12 protein-coding genes and 1 riboswitch are annotated in these 12,335 nt (G+C 70.3%); of the genes, 10 read left to right on the plus strand and 2 right to left on the minus strand.

Features of this window, described 5'->3' with window-relative positions; genetic code table 11:
* The first annotated feature begins 9 nt into the window (after positions 1–9).
* From MTE01_RS15190 to thiD, 10 genes are all read left to right on the plus strand, one after another.
* Entirely contained in the window at positions 10–1,734 is a 1,725-nt protein-coding gene (locus MTE01_RS15190; RefSeq protein WP_246078333.1) for a D-alanyl-D-alanine carboxypeptidase family protein, read from the plus strand.
* 3 nt (positions 1,735–1,737) lie between these two features.
* Complete coding sequence (locus tag MTE01_RS15195) at positions 1,738–2,094, plus strand: GntR family transcriptional regulator (RefSeq protein ID WP_141378258.1); 357 nt, start codon at positions 1,738–1,740, stop codon at positions 2,092–2,094.
* A gap of 586 nt (positions 2,095–2,680) precedes the next feature.
* Positions 2,681–4,021: an HNH endonuclease signature motif containing protein gene (locus MTE01_RS15200; protein WP_141378259.1), complete on the plus strand. Its 1,341-nt coding sequence runs from the start codon at positions 2,681–2,683 to the stop codon at positions 4,019–4,021.
* A gap of 72 nt (positions 4,022–4,093) precedes the next feature.
* Positions 4,094–4,759, plus strand: a complete 666-nt coding sequence (locus MTE01_RS15205) for an SDR family oxidoreductase (RefSeq protein WP_141378260.1) — start codon at positions 4,094–4,096, stop codon at positions 4,757–4,759.
* Between the two features lie 289 nt (positions 4,760–5,048).
* Positions 5,049–5,366: a hypothetical protein gene (locus tag MTE01_RS17125; protein ID WP_170210722.1), complete on the plus strand. Its 318-nt coding sequence runs from the start codon at positions 5,049–5,051 to the stop codon at positions 5,364–5,366.
* Entirely contained in the window at positions 5,363–6,670 is a 1,308-nt protein-coding gene (locus tag MTE01_RS15215) for a S8 family peptidase (RefSeq protein WP_141378262.1), read from the plus strand. Before MTE01_RS17125 ends, MTE01_RS15215 begins: the two co-directional genes overlap by 4 nt.
* Positions 6,667–8,040: a hypothetical protein gene (locus tag MTE01_RS15220; protein ID WP_141378263.1), complete on the plus strand. Its 1,374-nt coding sequence runs from the start codon at positions 6,667–6,669 to the stop codon at positions 8,038–8,040. Before MTE01_RS15215 ends, MTE01_RS15220 begins: the two co-directional genes overlap by 4 nt.
* A gap of 39 nt (positions 8,041–8,079) precedes the next feature.
* Positions 8,080–8,171, plus strand: a riboswitch (TPP riboswitch).
* Positions 8,163–8,972, plus strand: coding sequence for a hydroxyethylthiazole kinase (gene thiM, locus MTE01_RS15225; RefSeq protein WP_141378264.1), 810 nt, complete (start codon positions 8,163–8,165; stop codon positions 8,970–8,972). (Overlaps the previous riboswitch by 9 nt.)
* Complete coding sequence (locus tag MTE01_RS15230) at positions 8,969–9,646, plus strand: thiamine phosphate synthase (RefSeq protein ID WP_141378265.1); 678 nt, start codon at positions 8,969–8,971, stop codon at positions 9,644–9,646. Before thiM ends, MTE01_RS15230 begins: the two co-directional genes overlap by 4 nt.
* Positions 9,643–11,079 (plus strand): bifunctional hydroxymethylpyrimidine kinase/phosphomethylpyrimidine kinase, encoded by a 1,437-nt coding sequence (thiD, locus tag MTE01_RS15235; RefSeq protein WP_141378266.1) that lies wholly within the window; start codon positions 9,643–9,645, stop codon positions 11,077–11,079. Before MTE01_RS15230 ends, thiD begins: the two co-directional genes overlap by 4 nt.
* Before the next feature lie 63 nt (positions 11,080–11,142).
* Here the strand turns inward: thiD and MTE01_RS15240 are convergent, their stop codons facing one another.
* Positions 11,143–11,325, minus strand: coding sequence for a DUF5302 domain-containing protein (locus MTE01_RS15240; protein WP_103208115.1), 183 nt, complete (start codon positions 11,323–11,325; stop codon positions 11,143–11,145).
* A 38-nt stretch (positions 11,326–11,363) separates the two neighbouring features.
* Positions 11,364–12,290, minus strand: coding sequence for a DnaJ domain-containing protein (locus tag MTE01_RS15245; protein ID WP_141378267.1), 927 nt, complete (start codon positions 12,288–12,290; stop codon positions 11,364–11,366).
* Positions 12,291–12,335: the final 45 nt, after the last annotated feature.

The raw sequence follows: 12,335 nt of genomic DNA on the forward strand, positions 1-12,335 counted from the left end.
CGTGGGCGGGTGCACGAGCAGACCCCGGCCTCACGGCGTGCGCTGCGTGCACAGGATTCCTCGCCGCGCGCGGCGACCTCCACCGATCTCGGACCCGCCCTGTCCACGACGGGCGACCTCGGTCCGGCCCTGTCGATTCCGGATACCACGGCCCCGGCCCTTCGTTCCGAGGGGACGGAACACGGTGATGCGGTGGCGGCTGACCCGATGACGCCTGCTGCGACGAGCGAACCGTCGCCATCCGTCAGCTCGCCCGGCGACGCGGGTCGCGCGACGGGTGAGACCGCGGCATCCGACGCCCCCTCCGGCGAGGCTCCCGCCACCGCGACCGGACCCGTCTCGACCGAGCCCACGGCATCCGGCGCCCCCTCCGGCGAGGCTCCCGCTACGCCTCTCCCGGTGGCGCTCGGCGCACTGCTCTGGGTCGATCCCGACACGGCGGGCGCCCCTCGACCGGCGCCGACCTTCGTGGTCTCGGGAGCCACCGCGCGCTCGGCCGACCTGCTCGCGGGCGCGCGTCGACCGATTCTGCGGCCCGGGACCGTCCTCCCCACGCTTCTTCTGGTGCTGATCATCGCCGCCTATGCCGCGACGACGCTGCTCTGGCCGCTGAACGCCGTGATGCCGACGACCCGACCGGTGGCCGTGCAGCCGATCGCCGCAGCGGCAGCGGTTCCGGCGTGGCCGGCCGAGGGCGAAGCGGCCATCGCTCTCGACGGAGTGCCCGGCACCCTGTCGTCGTCGGCCAGCGCTCCCGAGTCCATCGCGAGCATCACCAAGGTCGTCACGGCGCTCGTCGTGCTCGATCGGCAGCCGTTGGCCCCGGGAGAGCAGGGCAAGAGCTACACGTTCACGCAGGCCGACAGCGCCGACTACTGGCAGTACCGGGCTCGTGGGGAATCCTCGCTCGACGTCCCCGTCGGAGGCAGTCTGACGCAGCTGCAGATGCTGCAGGGCATGCTCATCGCCTCCGCCAACAACTACGCGCAGCGCCTGTCGACAGACCTTTTCGGCACGGATGCCGAATTCTCGGCCGCCGCGACCACGTACCTCGCGGAGCGGGGCATCGAAGGCATCACGATCGTGAACCCCACCGGTATCGAAGCCGGCAACACCGCGACCCCGGCCGCCCTCATCGCGCTGGCCGAGCGGGCTCTCGCCAACCCCGTGATCGCCGACATCGTGCGTACGCCGGAGCTGACCCTGCCCGGTGCCGGCACCTTCAAGAACGGCAACGCCCTGCTCGCCGACCCCGGCGTGGTCGGGGTCAAGACGGGCACGCTCGACGCGTGGAACCTGCTGACCGCGAAAGACATCACCGTCGGTGCCGCCACCGTGCGGGCGTACGCCGCCGTGCTCGGTCAGCCCGGTCCCGACAGCCGCAACCAGGCGGCCCGCGACCTCTTCGCCCGTATCGAGCAGGAGCTGCAGCCGAAGCCGTCGGTACCGGCCGGCACGCTCGTGGGCAAGGCCCAGACGCTGTGGGGTCCCGACATCGACCTCGTGACCGCGTCCGACGCGACCGTCGTGCTGTGGAACGGCGGAACGGCACAGACCTCCACGTCGTTCACCCTCGGCGACACCACCGAGGCCGGCTCGACCGTCGGGACGCTCACCGCGACCGGCCCGGTCGACGCCGACACCGTCGACGTGCAGCTCACCGGCGAGATCGAGCCGCCGAGCCCCTGGTGGCGCCTCACGCACCCCCTCGACCTTCTCGGCCTGAACGACTGAGCCATGAATCTCACCGTGGATGCCACCTCCTCGACGCCGCCGTTCGAACAGGTGCGGTCGCAGGTCATCGCGCAGGTCGAGGCGGGAGAACTCGTCGCCGGGACCCGTTTACCGCCGGTGCGCGCGCTCGCGACCGAGCTCGGCCTCGCCGCCAACACGGTGGCGCGCGCCTACAAGGAGCTCGAGGAAGCGGGATACGTCGAAACCCGTGGTCGCGCTGGCACGTTCGTGAAGGGCGCTGACGCGGCATCCGTTCGGGCCGCCGGTGCGGCGCGCGCGTACGTCGAGGCTGCGCGGCGCCTCGGGGTGTCGGCGGAGGACGCGATCGAGCTCGTCCGGGCGGCGCTGCGGGATCGCTGAGGGCGACCGACGCGCCGCGGCGCGGCACCTCGGGGTGACGTCCGAGGGCGCGATCGAGCTCGTGCGACCGGCGCTGCGGGATCGCTGAGGGCGACCGACGCGCCGCGGCGCGGCACCTCGGGGTGACGTCCGAGGGCGCGATCGAGCTCGTGCGAGCGGCGCTGCGGAATTGCTGAGGGCGACCGACGCACCGCGGCGTCGCGCCTCGGAAACACGTCCGAAGACGCCATCGAGCTCGTGCGAGCGGCGCTGCGCGATCGGTGGGAGCGGCCGACGCGCCGCGCTGGCGTTCGCTTTCGCTTTCGCGCGCGGGGGCCGAGCCTGGCGGAACCGCCGGTCGCGGCCAGGGCGGTACCCGCTCACATCCGAGGCGGCTGAGGTCGCCGAGGCCACCGTTCGAGCGCTCACGCGAGGCGGCGGAGTCAGTGATGACCACCGGTCGAGGCGGTTCGCGTCGCATGCGTGCGCCATCGTCCGGTCCTCTCCCTGGGGCCCCGTTCCTCCCCAGGGCGGCACCACGAGAAGTTATCCCCACCTGGGGTTTTCTGCGCGAACCAATGTCGGAGGTCACCGTTAGCATGCACACATGCACGATGGCACCTCCCCACCGAACACCGACAGGCCCCGCATCCTGTCGGCGCTCGTCAACGAGGTCCACCGCGCCAGCACCACTCTCGCCGCCGCGGAAGCCGCCCGCACTCGCGCCCTCGCCGAAGTCGGCCATCTCGCCCTCGACGTGATGGCGGGGCTTTGCGCGTCCTCCCGCGCCGCCGAACTCGCACTCCGCGAAGTGGCATCCGAGATCGCTGCGGCCGAGAACATGTCCGACCGCACCGTGCAGACGCAGATCACCCGTGCGATGACCCTTGTCGACGACTACCCCGAGACCCTGACCGCCTGGGAAGGCGGGCACCTCACCCGAGCCCACGTGGGAGCGATCCTCGACATCGGCTCCCCGCTCCCCGTCGATGTCCGCGGCGAGTTCGACGCCCTCGCGGTGACCACCGCCGAGGGCCTCAGCCCCGGGCGGTTGCGTTCCCGCCTCGCCGCGCTCGCCGAACGCCTGCACCCCACCACCCTCACGGAACGCCACCACCGCGGCCGCGACACCCGCAGCGTTCGCATCACCACCGGCCCCGACGGGATGTCGGACCTCGTCGCCACCCTCCCCACCGTTCTCGCGGTCGGGATCTACGACCGCCTCACCCACCAAGCCCGCGCTCTCATCGAGACCCGGCTCGACGACCCCGTCACCGCGACAGATGAACGCACGACGGCGCAGCTGCGGGCCGACATCCTCACCGACCTGCTGCTGACCGGCTCTCCCGAAGCCGACCCCACCCGCACCGGCGACGGACCCGGCACTCTCGGCGCCATCCGCGCGCGCGTTCAGGTCGTCGTGCCCGCGCTGACAATGTTGGTGCCCGACCGCGAGAACCACGACCCCGCCGAGCTCATCGGCCATGGCCCCATCGACGCCGAAACAGCCCGAACCCTGGCTGATGCCACCACCGTCCCCTGGGACCGGGTCGTCACTCATCCGATCACCGGCGCGGTTCTGCACACGGACACCTACCAGCGCACCACTGCCATCGACCGGCACCTCCGCGCTCGCGACCGCCACTGCCGATGGCCCGGCTGCACCGTCCCCGCCATCCGCTGCGAAGTCGACCACACCCACGACTACGCCCTCGGCGGCCCCACCGACGTCGCCAACCTCGCCCACCTGTGCCAGCGCCACCACACCCAGAAACAATTCACCCGCTGGGGAGTGGAGCAACTCCCGGGCGGAACTCTGCAATGGACCAGCCCCACCGGCCGGACCTACACCGACGAGCCGCTCCCCTACTCCCCCGCCGTCCGGTTCCTTCCCGACGACCCACCCCCGCCCGACCCCGACGCTGACGGATCATCGCCGCCTTTCTGATGCGCGATCGCGTTTTCCTCAGGCTGCCTCTTCGCGCGCGCCCGGGCTTGCGTGGCCATTACTCTCGACCCCATGCCTCTCGCCTTGGTAACCGGAGCAGCGCGCGCTGACAGCATCGCCGCGGGTATCGTGCCGCGTCTCAGAAGCGACGGCTGGGACGTGGTGACGAGCGACCTCGTCGACGGCGACTATCCCTGTGATCTCGCGAGCACCTCGGGCCCCACACGTCTCGTCGAGCGCGTATCGAGCGACCGCGGGCCGATACAGGCGCTGGTGTTGAGCCACGCACACGACATCGAGTCCGGCATTCTCGACACCACCGCCGAGAGTTTCGATCGCCACACCGCTGTGAACGCCCGCGCGTCTCTCCTGATGATTGCCGCGTTCGCCCGACAGGTAGACGCCACCGGTGGCGCGGTCGTTGCCTTCACGAGTGACCACACCACAGGCAATCTGCCCTACGGAGCCTCGAAAGGGGCTCTCGATCGGATCGTCATCTCGGCTGCACGCGAACTCGGTCCGCTACGCATCTCCGCCAATGTCGTGAATCCGGGTCCCATAGACACCGGATGGATGGACGACACCACCCGCGACCAGTTGCCCGCACACCATCCCCTGGGCCGACTCGGGACACCTCACGACATCGCGGGCATCACGGCCTTCCTCCTCTCCGACGAGGGTCGCTGGATCAGCGGTCAGCTACTGCATGCAGACGGCGGGTTCTCCGCGCGCTACTGACCGCATCGAGTGTCCTCTCTCGACGCGGGACCTGAGCAGCGAAATCACTGCCGCTCCGGGCACGTCGACCGCTGTGGATAACCGGCTTGCACATCACTGCACATGCGCCATCATGGAGTCGCAAGCGAAACCGGGGGGCGACGCTCATACCAGTCGTGAGGACCCCGTTCCCGCCCCGCGCGAGAGGAACAACCTGGACATGGTCGGAATGATCCGAGTCGAAGACGGAGTCGGCGATTATCACGTCTCGCGTATCCGCCGAGCAAGCGATGACCTGCCCGGCGACGCCGTGATCACTGTCGTCCACGGAAACCGCGAGGAGGACGCCCCCGAGGCGTACACGAAGAAACTCGAGGGGGTTGCCGCAGAAATCGCCGGGCGCATCCAGGAGGTGCGCGATTTCACCGCGCGCAATGCCGACGCCCTTGCCGACGCCGTGCGCCTGCTGGTAGAGCGCAACCAGATGAGCGCCGACGAGGCCCGCCGCATGACGGCGCTCATCGATGAGGTCGGCGCCGGCGCGTCGGCGACATCTGCACCAAGGCCTGCAGCACCCGATGCTTCCGCGTCCGATGCCGCCGCTTCACGATCCGGGTTCGGCGAATGAGCAGGCGACGTCTGCCCGGTCGGATTGCGGCAGCGACCCTCACTGCTCTGATTCTCGGCTGCGGCAGCGTCTCAGCTGCTGCTGCGGACACCCCGAAGACTTGGTGGTACGACGCCTACGGCATGGAGGCGATCCACGCAGAGGGGTGGACAGGGAAAGGCGCGAAGATCGCTGTGATCGACGGGAACATCAATCCAAATCTCCCCGCTTTCGCCGGTCGAAACCTCACCGTGGATACGCGATCGCTGTGCGCCGAGAACCCGCAGCCCACCACGGCGGAAGTAACTGAGGACTCTGTTCACGGAACCACTCTCGCGGCACAGATCATCGGGACGGGAGACGGTCCTGGAGGCGTCAAGGGGATAGCGCCGGATGCGGAAGTGATGTTCTACAGCTTTGGCACGAGAAACGGCGAGACCTGCACCGCGTCGGAGTACGCCGATTCGCTTAGCCCCGGCGCACTCGGGGTCCAACGCGCCATCGACGCGGGTGCGCAGATCGTCACCACATCTGTCCTCATCGCGGCGCGCCCAGGCGACGCAGACGTCATCGCTAACGCCATCGCGAAGGGTGTCATCATCATCTCCGCGACCCCCAATCCAACCACCGTAAAAGGTGCAGGCAGGGGCCTCGGCGGATTTCGCGGTGTGACGACGGCCGCCGCGGTCGACAGCACCGGAGCCCTTCAGAAGAGCCCCGATGGAACCCCGTTCGCGCTCTCGTGGACGACACTCGTCGCCCCGGGTGTCGACCTCCCGACCGTTGGTGATACCAACGGTTCGTGGAACCAGGCAGAGACCGCCTCCGGTTCCTCGTTCGCTGCGCCGCTCGTCGCCGGGATGCTCGCGCTGGTCAAGCAGAAGTATCCCGACGCCACCGGCAACCAGTTGATACAGAGCGCAATCCACAACACGGGCCAGAAGGACCATGAACTGGCATTCGATGCCGCAAGCGGGTTCGGGTACGGCCTCGCATGGCCGGCGCACTTTCTCCGGGAGAACCCCTCACAGTACCCCGACGAGAACCCGCTACTCGCGGAGGACGATATGCAACCGACCGACGCCAAGATCGCGTCCGCTGTCCAGCGTGGATCGACGTACCCGCCTGCCGTCCAGGCAGACTCCTCTGCGGGCCCGGCCGATCCTCGGTCGGGGGATGCCTCCCCGCAGACCCAGACGACCGACACGAGCTGGCTTCCCGCGACCATCTTCACCACTTTGGTCATCGCTGTCATCGCGGCAGCGGTTATCGCCCTCGTCGCGGTGACGAGGATCAGAAAAAAGCGAGCTGGAGCAGAACAATGACCGGTCCGTACGAGCAGGGTCTGATCAATATCGCGGAAGGCGGTGTACCGTTCGACATCCCTATCGTGAGCGATCTCGTCGCCAAGTTGGTCGATCTGCGTGACGTCGTCGACGCTGCCGCTCAGCAACCAGGAATCGAAGGCGAGTCCGCTGACACCGCCACGGCGACGTTCCATGCTGCGCGAACGACGATTGGAGAACAGATCGCCTACCTCGAGGGGGCTCTGCAGAGTGCGCTCAGGTCGGCCAACGGCGTTCGCGATGAGGCTCGCGAGAAACTCGCGAGCCTCCCTGCAGGCCAGTTGACGCCGGGGCAGGAATCGGCCGTCCGGACCGCCGCGGTGGGCACGACGCTCATCTTCGGGCCGATCGCGCTCTTGGCCGGCGAAGGAGCCCTGCAGGCGTTCAATGGCCAGCTCAGTCAACAACGTGAAGCCCGGGCGAAGCAGTACTTCGAATCCGTCAGCGCAACTCTGCAGGGTTTGAACCCGCCCTCTCCCCCTGGCGCCACATTCCAGAACGGGGCGGGCCCGAACGTCTTCGAAAAGAAGGAAACAAGTGCCGGCCAGACCGCTGGCGGGTCATCCTCCGAAATCAGCCGGCCTTCCCTCGGAGGCGGCCCGTCCGGATTACCGGGTAACTCCCCCACCTACGTTCCCCGCGGATACGACCCGGCAGACCCCGCCAGCACCATGCCTGTGCCAGGGCACCTGATTCCCGATCCCGATAGCCCCCGTGGCCCCGGCATCGACCTCGGACAGGTCCCCCCGCACTACACCCCGCCCACGCCCGACGGCTCGATCTCCGGCATCGGCACCCTGCCCGGACACATCTCCGGCCCCGGCTCCATCGGAGGCTCCTTCCCCGGCGGAATCTCCGGGGGTGGAGCAGGCCTCGGCTCGGGCCTCTCGGCGGGACTGATCGCAGGGGGCGGTGGCGCCGCTGCGTTGAGCCGGTTGAGCTCGGGAACGGGCTCGAGTACCGCAGCCGCCGGACGCACGATCAGCGGCAGCGGAGGCCTCCTGGGCAAGAGCGGGGCCTCGGCCACCGGTGCCGGACTCGGCGGACGCTCGGGCACCGGCTCCCTGGGCGGAGGTGCGACGGGCGGCACCGGCACACCCGGAACCGGCGCGAACGCCGCCGCGGCCGGAGGCCGCGGAGCCGCAACCCCAACCGGCGCCGGTGGAACGGGCGGCGGCACGGCCGGCGCCGCCGGCAGCCGCGGCGCCGGCGGCATGGGCTCGGGCTCCCGGTCCGACCGCCGCGACGAGCGACGCGGTCTCGGCGGCCCCATCGCGCCACGCCTCGAGGACGACGAAGAAACCGCACCGCGTTCCGAGAACGCCGCGGCGGGTTCACGCGACGACTGAGGACCGGCATCCGGAGGCCGACGACCTGCTAGCGTGCCAGGCAGTGACACGGGGTGCCCGCCAGGGCTGAGAACACACCCGTCGAACCTGATCTAGTTCGTACTAGCGAAGGGATGTCGCGAATGGTCGTTCGCACGTCGTCGTCTCCGTCCACCCCCACCGAAGCGCTGCGCGCGCTCCGCGAAGCCGCACCGCTGACGCAGTGCATCACCAACGCGGTGGTGACGAACTTCACCGCCAACGCGCTCCTGGCCCTCGGCGCCTCTCCCGCGATGTGCGACATCCCGGGCGAGGCCGGCATATTCGCCGGTATCGCAGGCGGAGTGCTCGTCAACCTCGGGACCCCCACGCGCGAGCAGAGGGATGCCGCCCGAGAGGCCGTCACCGCGGGAACGCCCTGGGTCCTCGACCCGGTCGCCGTCGGCGCCCTGCCCGTGCGCACGGCCCTCGCGCACGAGCTGCTCGACGCGCGCCCGGCGATCATCCGCGGCAACGCCTCCGAAATCCTCGCCCTCGCGGGATCCGGCGCGGGTGGACGCGGCGTCGATGCCACCGACTCCGCCGAAGACGCCCTCGACGCAGCACGCTCCCTCACGATCCGCACCGGCGGCACCGTCGCCGTCTCGGGAGAGACCGACCTCATCGTGGATGCCACCCGCACGGCGCGCGTGAGCGGCGGCAGCGCCCTGCTGACCACGGTCACCGGCGGAGGTTGCGCCCTCGGGGCCGCGATGGCGAGCCTGCTCGCCGTCACCCCCGCGTTCGACGCGGCTCTCACCGCCAGCGTGATCTGGGCCGTGGCGTCGGAGCGGGCGGCATCCCGAACGAGAGGGCCCGGATCGTTCGCGGTGGCGTTCCTCGACGAGCTCGCCGCGATCGCGCCCGCCGACCTCGACGAACGCGTCCGCGTCGACACCGAGGTCACGCGATGACCGCCGACCTGTCCCTGCACCTCGTCACCGATCACCGTGTGCCGTTCGCGCGCCTGCGCGACATCGTCGACGAGGCCGTCACCGCGGGCGTGAGCGTGGTGCAACTGCGCGACAAGGTCGCGAGCGGCAGAGAGCTGTTCGCCCGCACCCTCGACCTCGCCGACGTCATCTCGGGACGCTGCACGTTCGTCGTCGACGATCGCCTCGACGTCGTCCTCGCCGCGCGCGAGCGCCTGGGCCAAAAGCCCGGCACCCGCGGAGCCGGCGCCCGGGTGGACGGCATCCATCTCGGCCAGAGCGACCTCCCCGTCGACGCCGCGCGCTCCCTGCTCGGCCCCGACGCCCTCATCGGATGGACGGCGAACACCCCGGCGCACCTCGCGACGGCCGAGGCGTTCCTTCGCGGAACCGTCGACTACCTCGGCGTCGGCGTCATTCGGGCGACGACGACGAAACCCGATCATCCGCGACCGCTCGGCATCGACGGGTTCGGCGAGCTCGCGGCATCCACTTCCCTCTCGTGCGTCGCGATCGGGGGGATCGGCCTCGACGACGTCACCGCCCTCCGCCGCTCGGGCGCTGCGGGCGTCGCGGTGGTCTCCCTGCTGAGCGAGGACGACCACCCGGGCGGAGTCGTCCGGGATCTCCGCGCCGCGTGGGAGGAAGGAGCGTGATCCCCCGCGTCCTGAGCATCGCGGGCACCGACCCGACCGGCGGGGCGGGTATCCAGGCCGACCTCAAATCCATCGCCGCGTTCGGCGGCTACGGCATGGCCGCGGTCACCGCGCTGGTCGCCCAGAACACCCTCGGAGTCCGCTCCGTCCATGTGCCACCGACGGCGTTCCTCGACGAACAGCTCCGCGCGGTCAGCGACGACGTCGAGATCGACGCGGTGAAGATCGGCATGCTCGGCTCGACCGACGTCATCGCCACCGTCGACCGCTGGCTCACCTCGACGCGACCGGCGATCGTCGTCCTCGACCCGGTCATGGTGGCCACGAGCGGAGACCGGCTGCTCGAGGCCGACGCCGAAGACGCGGTGCGCGCACTGTGCCGACGCGCCGACCTCGTCACTCCCAACCTGCCCGAGCTCGCGGTGCTGGTGCGCGAACCCGTCGCAACGACCTGGGGGGTCGCGGTCGCCCAGGCCCAGCAGCTCGCCGCCTCGGCGGACACCGTGGTGCTCCTCAAGGGCGGACACCTCGACGGCCGACAATGCCCGGATGCCATCGTCGACTCTTCCGGTGTCCACGAGGTTCCGGGCCGCCGCGTCGACACCCCGCACACCCACGGCACCGGTTGCTCGCTGTCGTCGGCCATGGCGACCCTCGCCGCCCACGGCCTGCCCTGGACCGACGCGCTCATCCGCGCGAAGCGCTGGCTCACCGGCGCCCTCGAACACGCCGAGGCGCTGCACGTCGGCCGGGGCAACGGCCCGATCGACCATCTGCACGAGCTGCGCCCCCACCTCGACCTCGACCGATCCTGGAGCAGCGCACGGTGGGATGCCGCCGCCGCCACCCGCGCCGATGTCGACGCCTGCGCGTTCGTGCGCGGTCTGGCATCCGGGGATCTCGACCGCGACGCCTTCGCCTGGTACCTCGGGCAGGACCTGCTCTACCTGCGCGAATACGCACGGGTGCTCGCGCGCGCGGCGGCCCTCGCTCCCACGGTCGAGGAGCAGCGGTTCTGGGCGACGGCCTCGGTGTCGTGCCTGGTCGAGGAGGCGGCGCTGCACCAGTCGCACGTCGATCCGGCCGGGCTCGAGGCAGCCCCGGCGACCTGGGCCTACACCGATCACCTGCACGCGGCAGCGGCCGCTGGGTCGTACGCGGTGCTGGTGGCCGCGATCCTGCCCTGCTTCGTCCTGTACATCGACATCGGCGTGCGCTGGCGGGGCACCTTCGACGCCGACCATCCCTACGCCGATTGGCTCACGGCCTACGGCGACGAGACGTTCGCCGCGTCATCCGCCGAGGCCGCGCGCATCGCGGATGCCGCCGCACGATCGGCATCCGTTCCCCTCCGGCACGAGATGGCGACGGCGTACGACCGATCCATGGCGCTCGAGCTGGCGTTCTTCGAAGCGCCCCTGAAACGCAGGTGAGGTGCCGGGGACCCTGCTCGCGAGAGGGGTCCCCGACACCTCGGAAGACGATGGGCGGAGGACTCAGCCGCTCTTGCGGCGGAACTCCCGCTTGGTGACCGCTCCGTGCGTGCCCTGCACGGCGGAGTGGCCGTCGAGGTGCGCCTGCCCCGAACGCTGCTGGCCGTTCTTCTTCTCCAACGCTTCCTTGAATTTGCGCTTCATGTCGTCGGATGCCGCGGCACCCGAGGTCTCGTCGGTACTCATGCCTCCACCCTAGGGAGGTGACGGTGACATGTCGCGGGTCAGACGTGCCTGACGCGCTGCTGCAGGCGGGTGCGGATGTCGAACAACTCGGTACCGCCCACCTCGCGGCCCCCGGTGATCCCGCGGCGCAACAACGTCGTGAGTGCGCTGCGCGTGACCAGCGCCACGGGCGTTCCGCGCACCTTCCCGAGCTCGGTGATCGCGTCGAGCACCGCGTCGTCGGGCAGGACGACCATCGCGCCGCTGAAGCGGACTCCGGCCGCCCGAGCGATCACGCGAGCGCGCGACACGACCTCGGTCACGGGCGAGCCGATCACATTCGGACCGGTGATCTCGCCGCGACGCACCCCCACCGGTCCGCCGAAGTCCTCGCTCAACAGGGCGTAGAGACCGCTGGGCCCGAGCACGAGATGGTCGAGCTTCTGCTCCGGGTCGCGCCCGTCTCGATCGGCGAACACGTCGTGCCACACCGTGTAGCCCATGCCCAGCTCCGAGACGAGACGCGCGGTCTCCTCCTCGGCGAGCGCGTCGGCGAGGATGTGCCGGATCTCGGGCGGAGCCGAGCGCACGAGTGCCGGATCGTAGGGATCGGGGATCTCGACGCCGCGCCCCACCCACTCGCGGATGAGTCCGAGGTACCGCTCACGACGCCACCCGCCCGGCTGACCGTGGGAGCGTGCGCGCGGACGCGTATCGGTCGGACGGGCGGGAGTGGATGCCGACACCCCGCCGCCCCATTCCCCGGGCGCCGTCCCGCGGCCCCGGTCGTAGGCGCTGCGCGCCTCGGGCGTTCCCACGAGTTCCCACGCGCGCTGCACCTGGACGAACAACGCGGCGTCGCCTCCGGTGTCGGGGTGCGTCTCGCGCAGACGCACGCGATACGCGCGGCGCAGACCATCGTCGTCGATGTCGGCCGCGACACGGAGCACCTCGTATGCCGAGGACGACATGGGACTGTCGAACACGTACGTCATCCGTTCTGCCGCGCGGATGCGGCGCCACTCAGGCTA

This window comes from Microbacterium testaceum (assembly GCF_006539145.1).
GTDB classification, from domain to species: domain Bacteria; phylum Actinomycetota; class Actinomycetes; order Actinomycetales; family Microbacteriaceae; genus Microbacterium; species Microbacterium testaceum.

Coding starts and splice junctions, on each gene's coding strand:
- MTE01_RS15195 (WP_141378258.1), top strand. CDS start 1,738: ATGAATCTCACCGTGGATGCCACCTCCTCGACGCCGCCGTTCGAACAG.
- MTE01_RS15200 (WP_141378259.1), top strand. CDS start 2,681: ATGCACGATGGCACCTCCCCACCGAACACCGACAGGCCCCGCATCCTG.
- MTE01_RS15205 (WP_141378260.1), top strand. CDS start 4,094: ATGCCTCTCGCCTTGGTAACCGGAGCAGCGCGCGCTGACAGCATCGCC.
- MTE01_RS15215 (WP_141378262.1), top strand. CDS start 5,363: ATGAGCAGGCGACGTCTGCCCGGTCGGATTGCGGCAGCGACCCTCACT.
- MTE01_RS15220 (WP_141378263.1), top strand. CDS start 6,667: ATGACCGGTCCGTACGAGCAGGGTCTGATCAATATCGCGGAAGGCGGT.
- thiM (WP_141378264.1), top strand. CDS start 8,163: ATGGTCGTTCGCACGTCGTCGTCTCCGTCCACCCCCACCGAAGCGCTG.
- MTE01_RS15230 (WP_141378265.1), top strand. CDS start 8,969: ATGACCGCCGACCTGTCCCTGCACCTCGTCACCGATCACCGTGTGCCG.
- MTE01_RS15240 (WP_103208115.1), bottom strand. CDS start 11,325: ATGAGTACCGACGAGACCTCGGGTGCCGCGGCATCCGACGACATGAAG.